25 protein-coding genes and 1 tRNA gene are annotated in these 22756 nt (G+C 65.5%); 17 read left to right on the top strand and 9 right to left on the bottom strand.

Features of this window, described 5'->3' with window-relative positions; all coding sequences use genetic code 11:
* Nucleotides 1–17: 17 nt before the first annotated feature.
* Entirely contained in the window at nucleotides 18–437 is a 420-nt protein-coding gene (locus AC0B44_RS18230; protein WP_471904218.1) for a Zn-ribbon domain-containing OB-fold protein, read from the bottom strand.
* 233 nt (nucleotides 438–670) lie between these two features.
* Here AC0B44_RS18230 and AC0B44_RS18225 point away from each other — a divergent pair, with 233 nt between their 5' ends.
* The 3 genes from AC0B44_RS18225 to AC0B44_RS18215 all read left to right on the top strand — a co-directional run bounded on the left by AC0B44_RS18225 (nucleotide 671) and on the right by AC0B44_RS18215 (nucleotide 3274).
* A complete protein-coding gene (locus tag AC0B44_RS18225; RefSeq protein ID WP_471904217.1) occupies nucleotides 671–1798 on the top strand; it encodes an NDMA-dependent alcohol dehydrogenase in 1128 nt (375 codons plus the stop codon).
* A gap of 34 nt (nucleotides 1799–1832) precedes the next feature.
* The gene (locus tag AC0B44_RS18220; protein WP_471904216.1) at nucleotides 1833–2645 is read left to right on the top strand and encodes a serine hydrolase domain-containing protein; all 813 of its coding nucleotides are present in this window, start codon (nucleotides 1833–1835) and stop codon (nucleotides 2643–2645) included.
* 122 nt (nucleotides 2646–2767) lie between these two features.
* Nucleotides 2768–3274 (top strand): DUF3145 domain-containing protein, encoded by a 507-nt coding sequence (locus AC0B44_RS18215; protein ID WP_471904215.1) that lies wholly within the window; start codon nucleotides 2768–2770, stop codon nucleotides 3272–3274.
* Nucleotides 3275–3403: 129 nt separating this feature from the next.
* Here the strand turns inward: AC0B44_RS18215 and AC0B44_RS18210 are convergent, their stop codons facing one another.
* The 6 genes from AC0B44_RS18210 to aceE form a co-directional block, all read right to left on the bottom strand.
* Nucleotides 3404–4837 carry an acyl-CoA carboxylase subunit beta gene (locus AC0B44_RS18210; RefSeq protein ID WP_471904214.1) on the bottom strand — a complete coding sequence of 478 codons (1434 nt, stop codon included), beginning with the start codon at nucleotides 4835–4837 and terminating at the stop codon, nucleotides 3404–3406.
* An 89-nt stretch (nucleotides 4838–4926) separates the two neighbouring features.
* Nucleotides 4927–6168: a KasA/KasB family beta-ketoacyl-ACP synthase gene (locus tag AC0B44_RS18205; protein ID WP_471904213.1), complete on the bottom strand. Its 1242-nt coding sequence runs from the start codon at nucleotides 6166–6168 to the stop codon at nucleotides 4927–4929.
* Between the two features lie 8 nt (nucleotides 6169–6176).
* Nucleotides 6177–6452, bottom strand: a complete 276-nt coding sequence (gene acpM, locus AC0B44_RS18200; protein WP_072699228.1) for a meromycolate extension acyl carrier protein AcpM — start codon at nucleotides 6450–6452, stop codon at nucleotides 6177–6179.
* Nucleotides 6453–6572: 120 nt separating this feature from the next.
* Nucleotides 6573–7490, bottom strand: a complete 918-nt coding sequence (locus AC0B44_RS18195) for an ACP S-malonyltransferase (protein ID WP_471904212.1) — start codon at nucleotides 7488–7490, stop codon at nucleotides 6573–6575.
* 128 nt (nucleotides 7491–7618) lie between these two features.
* Entirely contained in the window at nucleotides 7619–8932 is a 1314-nt protein-coding gene (locus AC0B44_RS18190; RefSeq protein WP_471904211.1) for a PucR family transcriptional regulator, read from the bottom strand.
* Nucleotides 8933–8993: 61 nt separating this feature from the next.
* Nucleotides 8994–11843 (bottom strand): pyruvate dehydrogenase (acetyl-transferring), homodimeric type, encoded by a 2850-nt coding sequence (gene aceE / locus AC0B44_RS18185; protein ID WP_471904210.1) that lies wholly within the window; start codon nucleotides 11841–11843, stop codon nucleotides 8994–8996.
* A 350-nt stretch (nucleotides 11844–12193) separates the two neighbouring features.
* Here aceE and AC0B44_RS18180 point away from each other — a divergent pair, with 350 nt between their 5' ends.
* The 3 genes from AC0B44_RS18180 (at nucleotide 12194) to AC0B44_RS18170 (ending at nucleotide 13221) form a co-directional block, all read left to right on the top strand.
* A complete protein-coding gene (locus AC0B44_RS18180) occupies nucleotides 12194–12616 on the top strand; it encodes a DUF3052 domain-containing protein (RefSeq protein WP_169620248.1) in 423 nt (140 codons plus the stop codon).
* A gap of 32 nt (nucleotides 12617–12648) precedes the next feature.
* On the top strand, nucleotides 12649–13113 hold the full coding sequence (locus AC0B44_RS18175) for a peroxiredoxin (protein ID WP_378528927.1): 465 nt from the start codon (nucleotides 12649–12651) through the stop codon (nucleotides 13111–13113).
* A gap of 33 nt (nucleotides 13114–13146) precedes the next feature.
* Nucleotides 13147–13221: transfer RNA gene (locus tag AC0B44_RS18170), tRNA-Val, on the top strand.
* A gap of 96 nt (nucleotides 13222–13317) precedes the next feature.
* On the opposite strand, the gene AC0B44_RS18165 is transcribed toward AC0B44_RS18170, so the two are convergent.
* Nucleotides 13318–14397: a tyrosine-type recombinase/integrase gene (locus AC0B44_RS18165; protein WP_471904209.1), complete on the bottom strand. Its 1080-nt coding sequence runs from the start codon at nucleotides 14395–14397 to the stop codon at nucleotides 13318–13320.
* Entirely contained in the window at nucleotides 14381–14947 is a 567-nt protein-coding gene (locus tag AC0B44_RS18160; protein ID WP_471904208.1) for a hypothetical protein, read from the bottom strand. The genes AC0B44_RS18165 and AC0B44_RS18160 overlap by 17 nt, the downstream gene beginning before the upstream one ends.
* A 224-nt stretch (nucleotides 14948–15171) precedes the next feature.
* Here AC0B44_RS18160 and AC0B44_RS18155 point away from each other — a divergent pair, with 224 nt between their 5' ends.
* The 11 genes from AC0B44_RS18155 to AC0B44_RS18105 all read left to right on the top strand — a co-directional run bounded on the left by AC0B44_RS18155 (nucleotide 15172) and on the right by AC0B44_RS18105 (nucleotide 22613).
* Nucleotides 15172–15408 carry a DNA-binding protein gene (locus AC0B44_RS18155; RefSeq protein WP_471904207.1) on the top strand — a complete coding sequence of 79 codons (237 nt, stop codon included), beginning with the start codon at nucleotides 15172–15174 and terminating at the stop codon, nucleotides 15406–15408.
* A gap of 172 nt (nucleotides 15409–15580) precedes the next feature.
* Nucleotides 15581–15775, top strand: coding sequence for a hypothetical protein (locus AC0B44_RS18150; protein ID WP_471904206.1), 195 nt, complete (start codon nucleotides 15581–15583; stop codon nucleotides 15773–15775).
* A 283-nt stretch (nucleotides 15776–16058) separates the two neighbouring features.
* The gene (locus AC0B44_RS18145) at nucleotides 16059–16376 is read left to right on the top strand and encodes a hypothetical protein (protein WP_471904205.1); all 318 of its coding nucleotides are present in this window, start codon (nucleotides 16059–16061) and stop codon (nucleotides 16374–16376) included.
* A 2-nt stretch (nucleotides 16377–16378) separates the two neighbouring features.
* Complete coding sequence (locus tag AC0B44_RS18140) at nucleotides 16379–18877, top strand: toprim domain-containing protein (RefSeq protein WP_471904237.1); 2499 nt, start codon at nucleotides 16379–16381, stop codon at nucleotides 18875–18877.
* Nucleotides 18878–19109: 232 nt separating this feature from the next.
* Entirely contained in the window at nucleotides 19110–19409 is a 300-nt protein-coding gene (locus AC0B44_RS18135; protein ID WP_471904204.1) for a WhiB family transcriptional regulator, read from the top strand.
* Entirely contained in the window at nucleotides 19406–20062 is a 657-nt protein-coding gene (locus AC0B44_RS18130) for a hypothetical protein (protein WP_471904203.1), read from the top strand. The genes AC0B44_RS18135 and AC0B44_RS18130 overlap by 4 nt, the downstream gene beginning before the upstream one ends.
* A gap of 160 nt (nucleotides 20063–20222) precedes the next feature.
* Nucleotides 20223–20612, top strand: a complete 390-nt coding sequence (locus tag AC0B44_RS18125; RefSeq protein ID WP_471904202.1) for a helix-turn-helix domain-containing protein — start codon at nucleotides 20223–20225, stop codon at nucleotides 20610–20612.
* The gene (locus tag AC0B44_RS18120) at nucleotides 20609–21442 is read left to right on the top strand and encodes a hypothetical protein (RefSeq protein WP_471904201.1); all 834 of its coding nucleotides are present in this window, start codon (nucleotides 20609–20611) and stop codon (nucleotides 21440–21442) included. The genes AC0B44_RS18125 and AC0B44_RS18120 overlap by 4 nt, the downstream gene beginning before the upstream one ends.
* A 131-nt stretch (nucleotides 21443–21573) precedes the next feature.
* A complete protein-coding gene (locus AC0B44_RS18115) occupies nucleotides 21574–21855 on the top strand; it encodes an HNH endonuclease (RefSeq protein WP_471904200.1) in 282 nt (93 codons plus the stop codon).
* A 111-nt stretch (nucleotides 21856–21966) separates the two neighbouring features.
* Nucleotides 21967–22332, top strand: coding sequence for a hypothetical protein (locus AC0B44_RS18110; RefSeq protein WP_471904199.1), 366 nt, complete (start codon nucleotides 21967–21969; stop codon nucleotides 22330–22332).
* A gap of 125 nt (nucleotides 22333–22457) precedes the next feature.
* A complete protein-coding gene (locus AC0B44_RS18105) occupies nucleotides 22458–22613 on the top strand; it encodes a hypothetical protein (protein WP_471904198.1) in 156 nt (51 codons plus the stop codon).
* The last annotated feature ends 143 nt before the right edge of the window (nucleotides 22614–22756 follow it).

Raw genomic sequence — 22756 nt, 5'->3', positions numbered from 1 at the left:
GATCGGGTGTGTGCTGGTCAGATCGGCTCGAAGGCCCATGTGAAGATTTCCGTCCCGTCCTCGTCGACGTAGAACGGAACGAAGGTGAGTTCGAGCTCCATGCCGGGCTGCAGCCGGGCGGGATCCGCTTCGGTGAGCCGGGCTTCGACGCGCACGACATCGCCGAGCTGAATCAGGCCGAATGTGAACGGCGTGAAAGTCGCGGCGGCCTCGTTGCCGGCGTAGGGCTGCTTCGGGACGAATCCCTGTGTCGTCCAGGCAACCAGGGTTCCGTGCCGCGGGAGAAGCGGATCCGACACATTCGCACCGCTGCACCGCGGGCACCGCGGTTGACGGGGCCAGGTGGTAGCGGCGCAGTCGTCGCAATGGCTGCCGATGAGCTGGGGGTTCTCCGCGGGCCAGGTCGAAACGTCGGGCGCGAGCGCCTTCGTCGTCATAGGTCATCCTCCGTTGTCGGTGCCGCCACCCGGTTTCCCGAGCGCTACGGCCATGGCAATTACGCTAGACGGAAATCGCATTCTTCACAATGAGAGGAACATATCCGACGCTCTCGGGAGTCGGTGCGACTGCGCTGGCAGGCACCGTGAAACCTTTTGTAGAACCTGTTCCAATTTCTGCGAAATGTGGCTATCGTCACGTGCACAACTTGCAATGCGATGGAGGACGTCAGATGAAGACCAAGGGTGCAGTGCTGTGGGGGCTCGACGAGGCGTGGTCGGTAGAGGAGATCGAACTCGGCGATCCTGTGGCGGGTGAAGTCCAGATCCGCATGGAAGCCGCCGGCATGTGCCACTCCGACCACCACATCGTCACCGGCGCAACGCCCATGCCGTCCTTCCCGGTCATGGGCGGCCATGAGGGATCCGGCGTCATCACGAAGGTCGGCGACGGAGTCGTCGGTTTCGAGGTCGGCGACCACGTCGTGCTGTCCTTCATTCCGGCGTGTGGACGGTGCCCGTCGTGTGCGAGCGGACATTCGAACCTGTGCGATCTGGGCGCCGGACTCCTGAGCGGTCAGGCGATCTCCGACGGGAGCTACCGGATCCAGGCGCGCGGCCAGAACGTCATCCCGATGTGCCTGCTCGGGACGTTCTCCCCGTACATGACCGTGAATCAGAGCCAGATCGTCAAGATCGACAAGGACGTGCCGTTCGAGCTCGCCGCCCTCGTGGGTTGCGGCGTCCCGACCGGCTGGGGTTCGGCTACGCACATCGCCGACGTCAAGCCGGGCGATTCGGTCGCGATCATCGGTGTCGGCGGCGTAGGTATGAGCGCGCTGCAGGGCGCGGTGGCGTCCGGTGCCCGCTACGTCTTCGCGATCGATCCGGTGCCGTGGAAGCGTGAGCAGGCCATGAAGTTCGGTGCGACGCATACCTATGCGTCGATCGAGGAAGCGATCGTGCCGATCATGGAGGTCACCTGGGGGCGTATGTGCCAGGAAACGATCATCACCGTCGGCGAGATGAAGGGTGACCTGGTTGACCCGGCGCTGACGCTCACCGCGAAGGGCGGCAAGTGTGTCATCACGGCCATGGGCTTCATGTCGGACATGGACGTCAAGCTGAACTCGTTCCTGTTCTCCATGCTGCAGAAGGACCTCAAGGGCAACATCTTCGGTGGCTGCAACGCCCGCGTCGACATCCCCCAGTTGCTCGACCTCTACAAGTCCGGTCAGCTCAACCTGGCCGACATGGTGACCCGCACCTACACGCTCGAACAGATCAACGACGGTTACCGGGACATGCTCGACGGCAAGAACATCCGCGGCGTGATCCGCTACACCGAAGCCGACTGGTGACCCTGCGCCGACCGGCATCTCGTACCCTGGGTCGGTGCGCAGTCTGGAATTGATCTCGGAATGGCCCGTCGAACACGCCGCCGCCGCTGTCGTCACACGCAGCGGCGGCGTCGTCGCGTCGAGGGGAGATCAGGCAGCGGTCTATCCGCTCGCTTCGGTGACCAAGCCCCTCGTCGCGTATGCGGCCCTCGTGGCGATCGAGGAGGGCGCGATCGAACTCGATCAGCCCGCGGGGCCACCCGGAGCGACGGTGCGGCATCTCCTCGCCCACGCGTCGGGTCTCGCGTTCGGTGACCGCACCGTCGCGGCGGAGCCGGGAACCAAGCGGATCTATTCGAGCGCCGGATTCGAGATGCTCGCCGAGCTGATCAGCACCGAGACCGACATCGAGTTTCCGGAGTACTTGGCGCAGGCCGTGTTCGAGCCTCTCGGGATGAGCGATTCGAGCCTTCCCGGGCCGGCGGGTCACGGTGCTCGCTCGTCCGCGGCCGACCTCGCCGTGTTCGCGGGGGAGTTGCTCACTCCCACGCTGGTCTCCGAAGGACTGTTCGCGGAGGCGACCGGGGTGCAGTTTCCCGGCTTGAACGGATTGGTCCCCGGTTACGGAATGTTCAAGCCCAACGACTGGGGTCTGGGATTCGAAATCCGTGGCGAGAAGAATCCGCATTGGACCGGAACCAGAAATTCCACCCGAACATTCGGGCATTTCGGCCAATCGGGAACATTTCTCTGGGTAGATCCCGAATTCGACGCCGCATGTGTGGTACTTACCGATAGGGACTTCGGAGACTGGGCAAAACCGCTCTGGCCTGCACTGAGTGACGCCGTCATCACCGAAATCACATAAACCTCTTTCGTTTCCTGGCGAAACACCGGCAACAGGCGCACACTTGTTACCACGCCGCATGGAGACACATTCCGGGCAGAGGTCGTTGGGGAAGACGTCCTCGTCGAATCGGAGGTGTTTGTATGCGCGTATCCAATCAGTTCGCGGATGCGACAAACGGAGTGATCTACATCCACTCTTCGCCCGCCGCGGTCTGTCCACATATCGAATGGGCGCTGGCTGCCACGCTGAACAGTCGCCCGGAACTGACCTGGACGGGTCAGCCCGCCGACGTGGGTGTCCTGCGGACCTCCGTCGACTGGGTCGGTCCGGTCGGTACCGCCGGCCGCCTCGCGGACGCTCTGCTCGTCTGGCCGATGCTGCGCTTCGAGATCACCGAGGACCCCAGCGAGGGCGTCGACGGCGAGCGCTACAGCTACGTGCCGCGGCTGGGACTCTGGCGGGGCTGCACCAGCGCCAACGGTGACGTCGTCATCGGTGAGATGCGGCTACGCGCCATGCTTGCCTCCTCGGACACCGCAGCCGACATCCATCGCGCCCTCGGCACGGCATGGGACGAAGAACTCGAGCCGTACCGCAGCGGCTACGAGGGTGCCGAAGTGACGTGGCTCCGGCGCGACGTCGGCTGAGCCACCCGACGCGCCCCGCACGAACCGGCACCGAACGACCGGCGTCACGCGCGGACACCCTCCTCACGACTCCGGCGCCGCCACCTTTCGAAAGGTGGCGGCGCCGGAGTCGTAAGGGAGTTCAGCCCCTTACAGCGGAATGTTCTTGTGGCGCCCGCGCGTCGCAGGTGCTGCTGCCAGTGCGGCCGCGAGAGTGCTGCGGGTCCGGGCGGGGTCGATCATCTCGTCGACCACGCCGATCGAAATGGCCCGGCCGACACCGCCGGCGATGGCCTCGTGCTCGGACGCGAGCCGATCGTGGAGGGCTTCCCGCTCATCTTCCGGTGCGGCGGCGAGCGCGCGCTTGTGCAGGATGCCCACGGCAGCCTTGGCGCCCATCACGGCGACCTCGGACTCCGGCCATGCGAACACCGCGGTAGCCCCGAGTGCGCGCGAGTTCATCGCGATGTATGCGCCCCCGTAGATCTTGCGGGTCACGAGAGTCACGCGCGGAACGCGGGCTTCGGCGAACGCGTGGAGCAACTTCGCGCCTCGGCGCACGACGCCTTCCCATTCCTGGCTGACCCCGGGAAGGTAACCGGGCACGTCGACGAGTACCACGAGCGGAACTCCGAAGGCGTTGCACAGGCGTACGAAACGTGCGGCCTTCTCGGCGCTCTCGGAGTTCAGGCACCCGCCGAGACGGAGCGGATTGTTGGCGATGACGCCGACGGTACGGCCGCCGAGACGGCCGAAGCCGGTGACGATGCTGCGGGCCCATCCGCCCTGCAGTTCCTCGAAGCTGGAATCGCCTTCGACGTTGTCGAGTAGTTCGTGGACGATCGGCCGCACGTCGTAGGCGCGACGCGGTGATTCGGGCATCAGCGCACGCAGATCGGTGTCACCGAGGGCGGCGCCCGCGACGTCGAATTCGCCCTGCTCGACGAGCATCGACACCAGGCGCCGCGCGCGATGCAGTGCGTCGGCCTCGTCGTGGGCGGCGATGTGGGCGACGCCCGACTTCTTGTAGTGGGTATCGGGTCCGCCGAGGGACTCCATGTCCACCTGCTCGCCGGTCACGCTGCGCACCACGTCCGGTCCGGTGACGAACACACGTCCTTCGGGCGCCATGATCACGATGTCGGTGAGAGCGGGACCGTAGGCCGCTCCGCCCGCGGCGAACCCGAGGACGACGGAAATCTGGGGAATGGTGCCCGATGCGCGCACCATCGCCTCGAAGACGAGGCCGACGGCGTGCAGGGCTTCGACGCCCTCCGCGAGGCGGGCTCCACCGGAGTGGAAGAGCCCGATGACAGGGGCTTCGAGTTCGAGGGCGGTGTCGATGGCCGCGACGATGTGCCGGCAGCCCTCGACGCCCATTGCGCCGCCCATGACCGTCGCGTCGGAGCAGTAGGCGACCGTGCGTACACCGTCGATGCATCCGAGTGCGGCGAGAACACCCGACTTGTCGCGGGGATGGAGCAATTCCGTGCTGCCGGCGTCGAAGAGTTCTTCGAGTCGGCGCTGGGGATCGCGCGGATCCGCCGCGAGGCCGCGTTGTTTAGCCGGATCCAGGATGGTCATCGAGTGCTCCTCGGTCGAGCGCGGTGGTGGTGGGCCGCGGTGGAGGCTCCGGGGAGCCCCCACCGCAACGGTGGGACAAGCGTGTCGGGTCAGGCCCGACCGAACGCGAGTGCCACGTTGTGCCCACCGAAACCGAACGAGTTGTTCAGCGCGAAATCGATCTGTCCGTAGCGGGCTTCGCCCTTGACCACGTCGAGGTCGATCTCTGGATCCTGGTTTTCGAGATTCAGCGTGGGCGGAATGGCTCCGTCACGCAGGCTCAGGACCGTGAGTACTGCTTCGAGTGCACCGACTGCGCCGATCGAATGTCCGAGTGCGGACTTCGGGGCGTAGATCGCTGCGTGCGTGCCTACTGCGGCGTTGATTGCCCTCGCCTCGGCGATGTCGCCGATCGGAGTGGCCGTCGCGTGGGCGTTGACGTGCCCGATGTCGGCCTTGGTGAGGCCGGCACTTTCGATCGCCCGCGTCATCGCGCGGGCAGCACCGGTGCCTTCCGGATGCGGTGCCACGATGTGGTACCCGTCGGAAGTGATACCCGCGCCGAGGATCCGCGCGTGGATCGTCGCCCCGCGCGCCTTGGCGTGTTCTTCGGATTCGAGGACCATCAACGCTCCGGCTTCGCCGAAGACGAATCCGTCCCGGTCCTTGTCGAACGGCCGCGACGCACCCTGAGGATCGTCGTTGCGAGTGCTCAACGCCCGCATCATGGCGAAGCTGGCGAGACCGACGGCCTCGAGCTGACTCTCGACACCGCCGGTGACGGCGATGTCGGCGTCGCCCTGCGAGATCATGCGGAACGCGTTGGCAATCGCTTCGGAGCCGGACGAGCACGCCGAGACCGGCGTGATGACACCGGCGCGGGCGCCGAGCTCGAGGCCCACCGTGGCGGCCGGTCCGTTCGGCATGATCATCTGCACTGCGAACGGCGACACCTTGCGGTATCCGCCGCTGCGCAGCTTGTCGACCGCGTCGATGAGCGTCTCGCCGCCGCCGAGGCCGGTGCCGATGACAACGGCGAGCCGGTCCTTGTCGACCTCCGGGCTTCCGGCGTTCTCCCACACCGTGCGCCCGAGAATGAGCGCGAGGCGCTCCGCGAAGCTCATCCGCCGGATCTCGACCCGGCTCAGCGACTCGTCGGGGCTCACCTTCAGCTTGCCGCCGATACGCACCGGAAGGTCGTATTCGTCGACGAAGCCGTCGAGCACGCCGATCCCGCTCTCACCGGCCAGCAGTGCCTTCCAGCTGGAATCCACATCGTCGGCGATCGACGTCGAAGCCGCGAGGCTCGTGACGACGACGTTGCGCAACGTCCGAGGAGACGGGGAAGTCACGGTTGAGCTCACTCGTTGTCGTTCGTGGCCTGAACGCCCTCGGCCTCGAGCTTCTGGATGTAGTTCACGGCGTCACCGACGGTGCGCAGGCTGGCGAGATCCTCGTCGGGGATCTTCACGCCGTACTTGTCCTCGGTCTGGACGGCGATCTCGACCATGGACAGCGAGTCGATGTCGAGGTCGTCGACGAAGGACTTGTCGACGGTCACCTCGGAGGGCTCGATGCCGGTAACTTCTTCGATGATCTCCGCGAGACCGGCGATGATTTCTTCCTGAGTGGCCACGTCGTGGCTCCCTTCGTGATGTACCGACTATGTCGTGTGAAACCGGCCGAATGTTTCCGGCCGGGCCCGGGAACATTCCCGGGATGTGCCCGTGCTGCGCGACGATGCGCGCGCAGCAACCTAACCGAGTTCGAGTGTTTCGGCCAGAGCGGAGATGTCCGCGGGTGTTTTGAGGGCCGCGGTGGGCGTGCCGCGCATTTCGCGCTTGGCGATACCCACGAGCGTGCCGGCGGGGGGAAGCTCCACCACGGTGGAAACCTGGGCGGAACGCAGGTGTGCAGTGCACAGGTCCCACCGCACGGGGCGAGTGACCTGCGCAGCGAGCCGCTCGAGCGCCTCGGCGCCCGAGGTGACCGGTGCACCGTCGAAGTTGGACAGCAGGGTGCGGGTGGGATCGCTCGGGGCGATCTTCGCCGCGGCAGCGGCAACCGCATCCTGCGCGGGAGCCATGAACCGGGTGTGGAAAGCGCCCGCGACCGGCAGGGCACGCACGCGAGCTTTGGCGGGTGCGTCCGCTGCGAGTGCCTCGAGTGCGTCGAGGCGTCCGGCCGCGACGATCTGACCGGCCGCGTTCATGTTGGCGGGCGTCAGGTCGAGTTCTTCGAGGCGCGCGAGCACCTCGTCCTCGGCACCGCCGAGGACCGCGGACATGCCGGTGGGTTCGAGGGCACATGCCTTCGCCATTTCCCGGCCGCGGATCGCGGCCAGGCTCACGGCATCGTCGGTGCTGATGACTCCCGCCATCGCGGCGGCGGCCAACTCGCCGACCGAGTGGCCGGCGACGATCACGTCGGCGGGGACCAGACCCAGGCGCTCGAGTTCTTCGAAAGCAAGAAGTGCGGTTGCCACGACGAGCGGCTGGGTAACAGAGGTATCGGTGATCTCGTCTGCGGTGGCGGTGGTGCCGAGGCGCGCCAGGTCGAGACCGGAGGCCTTCGACCACAGCGCGATGCGGTCGGGGGCACCGGCCTGCTCCAGCCACGGAGCAAGCATGCCGGGTGTTTGGGACCCCTGGCCGGGGGCAAGCAGCGCAATCACGAGGATCAGCGAACACCCTTTAAGCACCCTCGCGAGATGTCGGTGGGAATGAAAGGTCGCGCCAGGATTTGTAGGGTTCTTACAAATTCCCACCTCGTAGTCCGCTATCGACCGAGCAACTGGCCGTGTTACATGTCCGATTCGCGGATCGTGAACCGTGTGACCGGTGGGGCTGGAGATTTCAGTTCGTTATGAACTCGAGCCAGACGACCCACCGTGGCCGCGATTCGCAACACGTACGCATCGCGTGGATTTGTGGGATCCCGCCCGGTGACTTCTGTGATCCGCTTGAGTCGATACCGGACGGTATTTGGATGAACAAACAGCTTCCTGGCGCACGACTCGACCGCCCCGCCGCTGTCGAGATACGCGTCGAGAGTGTCGGAGAGCGACGATCCCGCCGCCGCGAGAGGGGCAACGATGTAGTCGTCGAGAGCGACGATCGCAGCCGGATCTCCGAGCAGAGCCCGTTCCGGGAGCAGTTCCGCCGCATGCACCGGCCGGGGCGCCCCCGGCCAGCCACCGACGGCCTCCATCCCCGCGAGCGCCTCGACCGCCGAGACGTGCGCCGCGCCGAGAGTGGCAGTCGTCGGACCGATCACCACGGGATCGTCGGAGAAGGCCTGCATCAGTTCGTCGAGGAAGCCCGCCGCCTCGGTGGCGCCGTGCAGATCGCCGCTGACGACCATCACCAGGCGTTCGCCCTGCACGACAGCCAAGGCGGCGCGCCCGTGTCGCTGGGCGATCGCGTGGACCGTCGTCACCACCGACACGCCCTCTTCGGGCGGTGGCGTGCCCACCACGACCGTCGCGGGTGCCGTCGCGTCCCAGTTGAGGGTCGCGGCACGCGACTGCATGTCGGCACCGGTGTCACCGCGGACCACGGCATCGACCACCAGGGCTTCGAGCCGGGTGTCCCACGCGCCGCGCGACTCGGCGGCGGTCGCATAGACCGCCGCAGCCGCGAACCCCAGTTCGCGGCCGTACCGAAGGATGGCTTCGGTGAGCGCGACGAGTTGCTCCTCGTTGCGGGCCAGTGCGGGCAGCCACTGCTCGAAGAACTCCATGGCCGCCCGCACCATGTCGACCGTCTGGAGAAGTGTCAGCCGGTTCGCCAGATCCTGCGGGATCATCTGGAACGCGTCGAGGCTGAATCTCGGATCGTTGTCGGGGTTGCGCACCCACTCGAGGAAGTCCACCACCGACGTCTGGATCACCAGCTGAACCGTCGCGCGCTGTGAGGCATCGAGGTCGGAGAAGAAGGGCAGTTGCTCCTGCAGGACGTGCACGGCTTCGGTGGACATACGCCCCGAGAACTGTTTGACGCGGCGAAGCAACGCGTCGGGCAGGGGTGCGCGGTCGGGCGGGGCAGGAGGTACCGGACGCCCCGGTGGGGCGCCCGGTACCCGCGCTCTGCGACCTGATGCGGGCTCGTCGACCATGCAACGAACCTACCCGGCTGTCACTCGGTCACCGCGGCCGAACCGCACGTGACGGGGTGAGTCAGGCGACGCCCGGGTCCGAGGTCTGTTCCGGTGCGGCCGTCACGTCGTCGATCCGGTACTTCTTCGCCGCCTCGACCGCGCGTGCACGATCGATCGTGCCCTCGCGGCCGAGCGCCTCGAGCACCGCGACCACCGTGGACTCGGCATCGATATTGAAGACCCGACGTGCGGCGGGGCGGGTGTCGGAGAACCCGAACCCGTCGGCGCCGAGGACGGTGTAGTCGCCCGGAACCCACTTGCGGATCTGATCGGGCACGGCACGCATCCAGTCGGACACGGCGACGAACGGTCCGGCGGCGTCGTTGAGCACGGATGCGACGTACGGGACCTTCGGCTCCTTGCCCGGATCGAGCAGCGCCTGGCGGTCGCACTCGACGCCGTCGCGGCGAAGCTCGCCCCACGACGTCACCGACCACACGTCCGTGGACACACCCCACTCCTCTTCGAGCATCTCCTGAGCGCGCAAGGCCTCGGGCATGATGACGCCGGAGGTGAGGATCTGCGCCTTCGGCCCCGACTGCGGACCGCGCTTGTACAGGTACAGGCCCTTGAGGAGACCCTCGACATCGAGGTCCTCGGGTTCGGCGGGCTGTGCGTACGGCTCGTTGTACACGGTGATGTAGTAGAAAACGTTCTCACCGCCGAACCCGTCTTCGCCCTCGGTGCCGCCGTACATCCGGCGCAGACCGTCGCGGAAGATGTGCGCGATCTCGTAGGAGAACGCGGGGTCGTACGTCACAGCGGCAGGGTTGCTCGACGCCAGGAGCAGCGAGTGCCCGTCGGCGTGCTGCAGACCCTCACCGGTCAGGGTGGTGCGACCGGCGGTCGCGCCGAGCAGGAATCCACGTGCCATCTGGTCGGCCGCGGCCCACAGACCGTCGCCGGTGCGCTGGAACCCGAACATCGAATAGAAGATGTAGACGGGGATCATCGGCTCGCCGTGCGTGGCGTAGGACGTGCCGACAGCCGTGAACGACGCGACCGAACCCGCCTCGTTGATGCCCTCGTGCAGGATCTGGCCGGCGGCGCTCTCCTTGTAGGCGAGCATCAGTTCCGCGTCGACGGACGTGTAGAGCTGGCCGTTGCGGTTGTAGATCTTCAACGACGGGAACCACGAGTCCATGCCGAACGTGCGGGCCTCGTCGGGGATGATCGGCACGATGCGCTTGCCGATCTCCTTGTCGCGCAACAGTTCCTTCAGCACGCGCACCGTGGCCATGGTGGTGGCCACTTCCTGCTTGCCCGACCCCTTGCGGACCACGTCGTACGTCTTCTCCGGGGGAAGCGCGAGGGGCTTGGCGGCGGTGCGCCGCTCCGGGACGAAACCGCCCAGCGCGCGGCGGCGCTCGAGCATGTACTCGATCTCGGGGGCGTCGAATCCGGGGTGGTAGTACGGCGGCATCTTCGGGTTCTTCTCGAGCTCCGCGTCGGAGATCGGGATGCGCTGAAGGTCGCGGAAGTACTTGAGATCCTCGAGGGTGAGCTTCTTCATCTGGTGGGTCGCGTTGCGGCCCTCGAAGTGCTTACCCAGCGTGTAGCCCTTGATGGTGTGGGCAAGGATCACCGTGGGCTGGCCCTTGTGGTCCAACGCCGCGCGGTAGGCGGCGTGGATCTTGCGGTAGTCGTGGCCACCGCGCTTGAGGTTCCAGATCTGCTGGTCGCTGAGATTCTTGACCAGTTCCTTGGTGCGGGGGTCGCGGCCGAAGAAGTGTTCGCGCACGAACGCGCCGTCGTTTGCCTTGTACGTCTGGTAGTCGCCGTCCGGCGTGACGTTCATGAGGTTGACGAGGGCGCCGTCCTTGTCGGCGTGGAGCAGGGAATCCCACTCGCGGCCCCAGACGACCTTGATGACGTTCCAACCGGCGCCGCGGAAGAACGACTCGAGTTCCTGAATGATCTTGCCGTTGCCGCGGACCGGGCCGTCGAGACGCTGCAGGTTGCAGTTGATCACGAACGTGAGGTTGTCGAGGCCTTCGGTCGCCGCGACGTGAGTAAGACCGCGTGACTCCGGTTCGTCCATCTCACCGTCGCCGAGGAACGCCCACACGTGCTGATCGGAGGTGTCCTTGATTCCGCGGTCGGCCAGGTAATGGTTGAACCGGGCCTGGTAGATGGCGTTCATGGGTCCGAGACCCATCGACACGGTGGGGAATTCCCAGAAGTTCGGAAGCAGGCGGGGGTGCGGGTACGACGGCAGACCGCCGCCCTTCGAGGCGTGGCTGTGTTCCTGACGGAACCCGTCGAGTTGCTCGGCCGGGATACGGCCCTCGAGGTATGCGCGGGCGTAGATGCCGGGGGAGGCGTGGCCCTGGATGAAGACCTGGTCGCCGCCGCCGGGATGGTCCTTGCCGCGGAAGAAGTGGTTGAAGCCGACCTCGTAGAGCGCAGCAGACGACGCGTATGTCGAGATGTGGCCGCCGACACCGACTCCGGGGCGCTGCGCCCGGGTGACCATGATCGCGGCGTTCCAGCGGATGTAGGCGCGGAAGCGGCGCTCGACCTCTTCGTCACCGGGGAACCACGGTTCGTTCTCGGTGGGGATGGTGTTGACGTAGTCGGTGGACGTCAACGCCGGGAGCGACACCTTGCGCTCGTTCGCGCGCTCGAGCATGCGGAGCAGCAGGTAACGGGCGCGGGTCGGACCCGCGGCTTCGAGCATTCCGTCGAACGATTCGAGCCATTCGTCGGTTTCTGCCGGATCGATGTCGGGCAGGTAGGAAGCCACGCCCTCGCGGATGACCCGGACACGGTTGTCCTTGGTCGATGCCGTTTCATTCGAGGGGCCCTTTCCCGCGGAGCCTTGTGCGGCGTCCTTTTGCGAGTCGGGTCCGTGGATCAGGTCTGTCAACGTCTGCTCCTCATCGTGGTAGGGCGCGCAGGTGGGGCGCCCATTCAGAAGGTCGGCTCTTGTGGGGGCCGGCCCAATCGACATCTGAACATGATGCTCGTCTCATTCTCCCCCATCTCGTGGCGGAAGAGGCGAGATGCCCCCTGATCGGGACCTCCGAGCGTGTGTGCTCCGACACCGCACCTGGGGTCTGCGACGGGGGACGGCGTAGCGTCCGGGGAAAGATTATTGCCCTTTCCCAGCGATTCGGGTTGCGTTGAGCCTCCCGACCATGTTCGCTTTGACCATTGATCGTCACACACCGGTACGCCGAAGCGATTCGCGCACCACTACTTTTAGGAGGAGCCACCGTGGTCGCCGCGGCGGATGCCAAGAACTACGTTTCCAAGCTCGGTATCACTCACGACCATGTGGTGCAGGAACTCGGGTGGGACGAGGACACCGACGACGAGCTGAGGTCGGCGATCGAAGAGGTCACCGGAACCGAGCTCCTCGACGAGGAGTCCGACGAAGTCGTCGATGTCGTGCTGCTGTGGTGGCGCGAGAGCGACGGCGACCTGGTGGACACCTTGATGGATGCCGTCAGCCCGCTCGCCGACGACGGTGTCGTCTGGGTTCTCACCCCGAAGAACGGCCGCGTCGACCACGTGGAGCCCAGTGAGATCGCCGAATCCGCCACCACCGCCGGGTTGACCCAGACCTCGGCGGCCAACCTCGGGGACTGGATCGGCAGCCGTCTCGTGCAGCCGAAGACCGGCCGTCCGCGTCGCTGACCGGCTCTCCCCGAACGAAGGACCAGTACCGCATGGCGATCGCAGTGGGCACCGAGGCGCCCGACTTCACCCTCAAAGATCAGAACAACCAGGAAGTCTCCCTCGCGGATTACCGGGGAAAGAAGAACGTCCTGCTGATCTTCTACCCCCTCGCGTTCACCGGGGTGTGCCAGGGCGAGTTGTGCGCCGTGCGCGACGACCTGCCGACCTTCGACAACGACGACACCGCGATCCTCGCGGTGTCGGTCGGGCCGTCGCCCACGCACAAGATCTGGGCGGCCGAGCAGGGGTACCTCTTCCCGTTGCTGTCCGACTTCTGGCCGCACGGTGAAGTCGCTCAGGCGTACGGGGTGTTCAACGAGAAGTTCGGTTTCGCGAATCGCGGCACGTTCGTCATCGACAAGGGCGGCATCGTGCAATTCGCGGAAGAGAACCAGCCCGGAGAGCCCCGTGACCAGGGAGCTTGGGTGAGAGCGCTGGCCGCGCTAGAGTCCTGATGCGACGTCGGCGGCTTCGGCCGCCGACGATGCGGGCGTGTAGCTCAGTGGTAGAGCTCTGGTTTTACACACCAGCGGTCGGGGGTTCGAAACCCTCCGCGCCCACCAAAGTTGTAGCAGGTAGAGGGCACTTTCCCGAGTTGGGGGAGGTGCCCTCTCCGCATTCGTGGACACACTTTGGACACAACATATCCTCGAGTGCTGTCACGAACCACCTGGACGCGCGAGCTTGTCGAGTCGATCCGCGACCATTCCGAGATCGTCATCGAACAGGTGCCCGTACCGGTCGAGGGTGAGCGCCGCACTCGCATGCCCGAGCATCCGTTGCAGTGTCTTGATGTTCGCCCCGGCCGTGATCGCCAAGGATGCGGCAGTGTGCCGCAGCTCGTGAAGCGTGAGCCCTTCGGGAACCCCGGAGTCCTTCACGGCCTTGTCCCACCATCGACGACGGACGTTCCCGGCGCGCATGTAGCCGCCTCGGGTATCGGGGAACAGCAACTCGCCGGCACCCTTGCCTCGGGCGTGCTCACCGAGCATGTCGGCGACGAACCTCGGCACCGGCACATCCCGAGCTTGGTTGGCCTTGGGGGAGGACACCACGATCTTGCTGTCGACGACGGTCGCGGACCGGTGGATACGTAGCCTTTGGCGCTCGAGGTTCACGTCGGCGACCCTGAGTGCCGCAGCCTCGCCGAACCGGAGTCCGCAGTATGCGAGGACGTACACCAGCACCCCATTGTCGCCCGAGGCTTTGGCGAGCAGGTCGACCTGCTCGAACGTGAGGTATCGCCGGTCCTTGTGCTCGAGCTTCGGGAGGTCCAGACCGTCGCACGGGTTCGACACGATGCGTGAGTCCTGCACCGTTTGGTCGAGGATCTGGGACATGACGAGCACGTTGGTGCGTGTCGTGGATGCTGAGCGGTTCTGAGACATGTCCGCTACCCACGTACGCAGTCGCCCCCGGGTCACGTCGACGAGGGGTGTTTTTCCGAACCGGGGGAGGAGGTGCACATCGAGGGCGGAGCGATAGCGGGCCGCGGTCGATGCGGACAGGTTCACCTTGGATGCCATCCACTTTTCGGCGACCTCACCGAAGAGAATTCGGCCGGCCGATGGGGCGACGTAGCTACCGGTCATCTTCTCGACCTCAACGGTGGCGGCGAAGTCCTGTGCCTGCCGCTTCGAGGCGAACCCGCGCTTGCGGGTGGTGCGCCGTTCCGGGGTGCGGTAGCGGACCTCCCAGCGTCTTCCGGAGGCTGTGTCGTAGCTACTGACCGTCGCCATCGGTTCTCCTCGAAGCGAGGTAAGCCTCGATCTCTTGCTTCATCTCCCGACTGATTCGACCCCGACGCTGCGCGTTCGCGTCCTCGCCGGCCCGGCCGTCGCGCTCTTCCGAGAACGACTTCCCCCAGAGGTGGTGCGAGAGGGCCGCTAGGACGTGGGGTCGAAGCGAGAAGTCCTTGCACAGACGTCGCTCGGCAACGCCGGCCGCCGCTGCGATTCGGTCGACCTCGATTGGGTCCTCGTGCTGGAGCTCTTCGGGCACGTTCTCCCAGGCGTCATCGTGAAGGCGCCGGATTTCTTCGAAGATCCCGAATGCCTTTTCGACCTGGCCGTGAATATCTCGTGCGACGAGCGCGAGTGGTTGCCCCTCAAGGGATTGTTTGAGCGTCTCACCACGAATAGTGAGGGCCGGGTTCAGCTCGACCCAACCGTCATACCAGACGAGATCCGCGACCGAAACGCGCTCATCCGTCGCATCTCCCAGTGCTTGCGCAAGTACGACGAGGGTCGGGAGCGTCGCCGGAATTCGCCCGCTCTCAAGGTCTCCCACTCGGCCTGTGTTCCATCGCAAACCGAGGGCAGTGGCTCGTTTCGCCACGTCTTCCAAGGTTGCGCCGTGCCGCTTGCGATGTGCCCGCGCGTTCCGGCCGACAACTGCTGCGAGTGCTAGGGGCTCTTTCATGTCGCTCACCCTACTTGATTCCTAGTGACTTGACAGAACTATGAGTCACTGATCTACTCGTGACGTCACGTAAATCTCAGTGAGGAGACGATATGAGGAACCCCGATCCCTCCCAGATGACAGGTCAGCGCACGCGTCCCTGGACCACAAAGGAGTACTGCGAGTTCATGGACATCACACATGGCGCGGCCGCACAGCAGCGGTACAAGGGGACTGGCCCGAGGTTCATCCGTGTCGGATCGCGGATCTACTACGACCCCGCCGATGTATTCGCCTACCTCGACGCGAACAAGCTACAACGCACCGACGATCGTCCCGGCGCTGCGTGATGGTCGGCGACCTCGCATCTAAACCGGCCAGTAAATGCTGGGTCTACCTGCGCGGACTAGGCCGCTTGCTCAGAGTCGAGAGCGACTGCACCGAGCGACCGAAAGAGAACGCCCCCGACGCCGGCCAGGGCATCGAGGGCATCGAATCCAACCCCTACCAAGAGAAGGACACATGAAGTCTATCCGACCTACGGCCTATGAGATCGCCGACACTGCGAACACCACGGGCGTCCCGGAACTGAACGTCACACACGCCCTCGCGGTATGGATCCAACTCCGCGACATACCCGATGCCGGCTACACCCGCGAGGAATGGCTCGAGGTCGCAATCAACCGCCTCGCCGCGCTCGAGGGGGCGTCGCTGTGACCGACCTCGAACTGTTCCTGACTGTCCTGGTCATCCTCGAAAACGTAGTGATCTTGCTGATTGGCGCAGTCGGAACACCAGACCGAAACCCGCGCGACGTGTTCGCCGAAGACCTCGAAACGTCCATGCGCCGAGGGAGACACCCGCGTCGTGACGCGCCCATTCTCCGCGCTCATCCGAACCCACACATTCGTTGACACCCGACGAAACGGCACACATCCGTTGAACGCCGCGGGCCGGGAGCCCCAGAAGCTCCCGGCCCCACACCCAAGAAAGGCGCACCATGCGTCAGGAACAGAATACTGCACACGGCCCCGAAGCCGCTCTCGCGGGAGCGCATTCCGACCTACTGGCTCTCGCGCAGCAATGGATCTCGGATCAGCCGGCAGGAATGACCTTCACAGCCGCTCAAATGGCGCTGTATCTCCCGCCCTATGTCGACGACAAACCGTGTCGCCGAGGTGCGCTCGTACGCGAGTTGAGCCGCCGCGGGTACATCGAGTTCGCGGGATACGGGCCGCGGGCCGCAGACGACGATTGGGACGCTCCAGCACGTGTCTGGCGCCGCACCGACATGCGAGTCGGCGGTGAGGCCGCGTGACGATGAGCGCATACGACAGCCTTCTCGCCCGGCTCGTCGAAAACGGAAAACTCGTTCGGCACCGCGGCAACGACCAAGCATCCGCACAGTGCCCGGCCCACGACGACAACAATCCTTCGCTGTCGATCACACGCAAACCCGACAAGGCTGTCTTGTACTGCCACGCCGGGTGCGACAACCGCAGCATCCTCGACGCGCTCGGTCTGCACATGCGGGACATGTTCGACAACCGCATCGGCGAAACCTACACCTACTCGGACGGCCGAATCGTGCACCGCCGGTACGGCGATGACGGCCGCAAGACATTCCCTCAAGCCGGTAACAAGTCCGGTACCGCGCTGTACCGCGTCGAGCACCTCACCGGTTCTACTCCTGGACAGACAGTCTTTGTCACCGAGGGTGAGAAGTGCGCGAACGCTCTCGCCGAGCTCGGGCACCTCGCGGTGTCTCCGGCGATGGGGGCAGGCAAGGCCCACAAGTTCGACTGGTCTCCGCTGGCCGGCCACAACGTTGTGATCGTCCGCGACAAGGACGAACCGGGCCGCAAGCACGCACAGGCAGTCCTCGAATTGGTGGCACCGACCGCCGCCGGTGTCGTCATCGTCGAAGCGAAGGAAGGCAACGACATCAGCGATCACCTCGCGGCCGGTCACGGAGTCGACGAACTCCAACCCGTCGAGACACCGAAACCGCGGACCGACGACGAGAAGCCCGAGAAAATCTCCGCAGCGAGCGCACTGGTGAACATGGCACTCGCGCACTACAACCTCGGCACCACCCCGGCTGGCGAACCATATGCGCTCGCCAAAGGCGGCGGACACATCGCCCGACCGCTACGTGGCGGAAAGACCGGACTGCGCCCCGAACTGTCGAAACGCTACTTCCAAGAGACCGGCAAGGCCGCGCCCCAGCAAGCTCTCGCCGACGCTCTGCTCGTCCTCGAAGGGATGTGCGCCGACGAAGAGCCGATCGACACGCACCTCCGAGTGGCCGAACACAACGGTGTGGTCTACATCGACATGGGCGACGTCGAAGAATCCGTCATCCGCATCGACAGCACCGGCTACTGCTTGCTCACGACCGATGTGCCGGTCCGGTTCAAAAGGACCGTGCTCACCGCTCCGTTCCCGCGGCCCGAACCGGGTGGCGACTTGAACGACCTTTGGACGTTGGTCAATGTCGCCGAGGCAGACCGGCCGCTTGTCCTCGCGGGCATGATCGCGGCGCTGATCCGGCCTCAGATCCCGCACCCGATCATGTCGCTGTTCGGGGAGCAAGGTTCGGGTAAGTCGAGCGGTGCGCGCACGTTCGTCGCGTTCACCGACCCGTCAGCGGTGCCGTTACGGAAACCGCCGCGGGACATGGACTCATGGGTCACAGCCGCGGCCGGCTCGTACGTCGTCGGCATCGACAACCTGTCCACGGTCCCGGATTGGCTGTCGGATTCTCTGTGTCGCGCCGCCACCGGGGAAGGTGACGTCAAGCGACAGCTCTACACCGACGCCGGACTCGCCGTGATCTCGTTCCGTCGCTGGATCATCCTCAACGGCATCGACATCGGTGCGATGCGCGGCGACCTCGCCGAACGGTCCCTGGTGGTGAACCTCGAGCGGATCTCACCGGAGAATCGCCGCACCGAGGAACAACTCGGGCAGTTGTGGGCCGAGTCCTACCCGAAGATCTTCGGAGCGCTGCTCGAGCTCGCGGCGGGGGTCAAGCGTGTCCTTCCCTCTGTTGAGCTCGACTCGAGTCCACGTATGGCGGACTTCGCTCGTGTTCTCGCTGCGGTCGACCAGCTACTCGGAACCGACGGATTGAAGCGGTATTCGGAGCAGGCCGAGACACTGGCCGAGGACACCCTCAGCGCTGATCCGTTCCTCGATGTGCTCCGCCACAGCCTCACGACCGAGTTCGAAGGCACTGCTGCCGAACTACTCATCCATGCCGCGCCGCTCAACGAGGACTGGAAGCCGCCACGTGGATGGCCGAAGAGCGCCCGGCAGGTCACCTCGACGTTGCGTCGTAACGCCCCGGCGCTACGCACCAGCGGATGGACTGTTCGGGACCTCGGGAGCAGCAACAAGGCCAAGACCACCAGGTGGCTGATTGCTCCTCCTGAGAAGGCCCGTTCCGGAGACCCGCTTAACCCGCCTAACCCGCCTTCGCAGGTCAGAGGCACAAAATCAGGCGGGTCAACGGCGGGTCAGGCGGGTATGGCGGGTCAAGACACCCGCCGCAGCGACACCACCATCGGCGGGTCACGCGCAGTGACTAACCCGCCTAAACCCGCCACACCCGCCAACGAAAACGCTCTGACCAGCACAGACGGGTCAGGCGGGGAAGGCGGGTTACTTTCCGGACCTTCTCAGGAGACGCAGGTCTGCCCCGAATGCCGATTCCCGCTCGACGGAGTAGCGGCCGGCCGAACCATGCACGCCGACTGCGAGCGACGTGCCTCGCAGCGTGACAACGATCTGACCCTCGGAGGGGATGCAGCATGACTCACGAAACAACTCCCCTCGCCTGCGAGACATGCCGGCGAAGCCTCCAAGAGGACGCCGCACACAACATCGCCGAAGATGGTCATCTCATGTGCTCCCGGTGCATGAACCGGCGCAACATGCACTCCGAGTGGTGGCCCGAATGCCCTCACTCCTGGCACGACAACTTCGACCACATGAAGCACGTGCTGGCCGACCGAATTACCGCGGCACGAATCCTGGCGGGTTTGCGATGACCCGCGCGAAGTCCCGCCTGCCGCATATCCCGAACCTGTTGACCGGTCTCGTCGATCCACGACTCGAAGGTGCCCGATGCACCGGCCGATCCCCACTGTTCGACGCCGAACTCGACGGAGAGACCGCCGAGGCCCGGTCGGCGCGTCTCGCGGGGGCCCGAACCGAATGCACCCGCTGCCCCGTCCAGGGCCTGTGCCGCACCGCAGCACACGAACAAGACCATCCCTTGGGGATGTGGGGCGGCAAGGTCCACGGACTGCCCGGCCGCCCCCGACTCGAGGAGAAGACCGAATGAGCACCGACACCACACCCGACCTCGGGTGGCGAATCTGGCACCTCACCCCCGACGGCAACCTCAAATCCATCTGGGGAGATCGCAAGAGTTACACCACCAGCACAATCACCGCTAAGTGCAAGCGTGGACAGTGCCCCGAGATCCCAGGACCTACGTGCGAATGCGGAATCTTCTTCGTCGCCGAACGGCACGTCATCTCCCAACAAGCATTCAGATGGGCCATACGGAAGAAGCGGGCCGACGAACCGAGACTGGCCGCCGCAGTAGTTACCCTCATCCAACCAGTCGGGCGCACTCGCCCCGGACCCCGGACCTTCGGCGGCGCGAACGAGTGGCGATCAACAGCCGCAGAAATCAAAGGCATTGCGATCGACCCGGCCCTCAGCGGATTCTCTCAACAGCTCGCCACTACCTACCAAGCCCCTGTACTGCCCGGCCTGACGGATCCCGTCCTCAGCATCCTCGAACGGGCACACCGCAGCACAGACGACATAGCCGCGAACGCAATCATCCAGCGCTACAACACACCGAACGTCGCACGGACGATCATCGCCAGACCCCGATGCAAGACGATCGGATGCCCCGTCGAACCAAGCGCGGGAATGAATCTGTGCCTCAAGCACCGCGGCGGCGGATGGGCGGCGATCCTGTGAGACTGCACGCGAGAAATCTAGAACCCCACGTCTACACCGACCGCGCAGCAACCCGTCCCGTCGTGTTGCGTTTCGCCGGACTACGTATCGCGATGACACCGACTGAAGCGCTCACTCTCGCAGATGCCCTGCACGACGCTGCAGAACAGATAGGGACGCCATGACCACACCACCCATTCAACGACTCGGAGATGCCGTGCTGCTGCAAGGCCGCGCCGTCGATGCCGCCTACCTCGCCGCGGCCGCGACCATTCACCAACTCACCCAGAAGGGCGCACCCATCCCGGCACCGCTGTCCGCGCTGCTCTCCGCCTGCCGATCAGCGTCGACCCACCGACACGGCGACGACGCACCCACCGCCCCCAGCACAGACTCAACACAACAGATCGACACCACCGAGGCCGCACACCTACTCGACCGGACACCGCGCAGTGTCCAACGAATCGCCCGCAGCCTCGACGGACGAAAGCTCAACGGCACCTGGATATTCGACCGGGATGCCGTCCTCGAATACCGCACCATGCGCGACCAGACCGAAAGGGCATCATGACCGACCACGCCACAATCCTCGGACACCTCAGCCGGCAACTCCCCACCAACTTCGGAGAAAGCAACCGGCCAGGCCGCATCGTCGCCGCCGCAACCGCCGCCCTCGACCTCGGACTCACCCCCTCGAAGAAACTCACCGCCGCCCTCACCAACTTCGACCGGCACAACCAGAAAGCCACCGAGCACCGGGCAACCCTCGCCACCGGAACACCTCTCGACCTCACCGCCGATGACTACCCCCAGCAAGTACGGAACCACGTCCTCGCAGCCCAGATCCGCGACGACGCCGAACACATCACCCGAGGGCTACTCGCCACTGCGGCCGCCGACACCGTGCAGGTCATCACCGAGGAACTACCCGACCTGCTCAACCAACTCGACACCCTCTACCAACAGCGGTACCCCGACCTCCTCAACCTCGGGGACACCCGCCAACCAACCGCAGTGCTCGCCGCCCACCACGACTTCGCCGGCCAACTCTCACGAGCGCACCGCGCATTCATGGCAACAGACCCCCAACACAACAGGATCGAACTGGACTACCGCACCGACCTGTGGCTCTACCACCGTTGGACGCCCGAAGCGTGGCAGAAAGCCCTCAACACAACAGGGCCAGCAATGAGCATCAACCGTGATGTTGACGTGTGGCACTTCGCAACACGATGCGGCGCAACCCCACGACTCGCCCGCAGTCACGCTCACGCAGTCGCAGAGTTCCGCGCACTCGATGACGCGAACGAACAACGAGACATCCTCGAAGCGCACGCACGATCAGCGTCAGCGGCAGGCGCACGATCCGTCCGCGAAGCAGTCAAGAACTACATCCACTGAAGACCGCGGGCGTGACCTCCTCTCGTCGCGCCCGCCCGTGCCTGCCCGCTGGTCCGTTCCCTACCAGCGGGCAGGCACACCCCAAGCCCGACAACGACGACACATCCACGACACCGAAGGAACCGACACCGATGCCAGGCCACTACAGCGGCAGCACCCGCCGTGCCCGGCTACCCCGCGACTGGCACACCCTCCGCCGCCGCGTCATCACCCGAGACCGAGGGCGCTGCGTCCAATGCGGCGCCCCCGGCACCGACGTCGACCACATCACCCATGGCGACGACCACAGACTCACCAACCTGCAGCTGCTCTGCCACCCCTGCCACAACACCAAGACCCAAGCCGAAGCCCAAGCCGCCCGCCAAGCCAAAAGCACCCGCCGGCCCCCACCACGACACCCCGGACTGCTCTGACCAGCAACAGGGGTGGGGTAGGGGAGTCGAAGCCGCCGAACCTCCCCCGGTAGGCATAGAGCCCCGGGCAGCGCGCAGTGCAACCAGACTTCCAAGAAAGGACGATCGACCGTGAGACGACCAAAGACTGCCGCGGGCAAGCGGCTGGTGGATGCGATGAATGCCGCGCTAGGCCGTACCAGCGCCGAGACCGGGCAAACCGTGGTGTGGTCGGAGCAGGAGGAAGCCGCCCTCGAGCGGGCCGGGGAAACCGTGGACCGGGCCGAGAAGGTACGAAAACTGCTCGATTCCGCGCTCAAAGCCGACGAGCCGAACCCGTCGGTGGTGGTGAAGCTGTCCGCTGAATTGCGGATGCTGGATAAGCAGGTGGTCGACTTGATCGGGAAGCTGAACCCCGAGGGGGAGGGGCCGGCGAAGTCTCAACGTCATGTGCGTGCTGCCCGCTCTCGCTGGGATCGTTCCGCCGGGGGTGCGTGATGGCGCGTGTTGCTGCTCCCATTCGCCGGGACGATCACCAGAGGGAGTTCACTGGGTCGGAGTTGGCCCGCATCCGGCATCTGACGTCACGGGCGATGCCCGCCGAGCATCCTGTGCATCGCGGCGTGGATGGGTTATCCGCTGCGGAGATCCGCCGCGAACTCGAGCACCTGCATCGCGCTGCGGGTCGCCGCCGAGGGTTCATCGTGTGGGAACTCGGCGCACGGGGCGGCCGGCACGACCCCGAGGCCGCGTTCCTCGAGGAGAGCGGGGGTGCGTGAAGGTACCGGCCGGGTATGTTCGTCGCTCTACGGGCCGTACAGGGCGCGCTGTGTTCGCCGCTGAGCGTCGTTGTCGCCGGGGGTAGAGGTACCGGCACCGCTACGGACACCGCCACGTCGTTCGAACGGCCACCAGCCCGACT

The sequence above is a fragment of the Rhodococcus sp. NPDC019050 genome, assembly GCF_055664235.1.
This window is presented reverse-complemented; position numbering and strand designations above follow the sequence as displayed.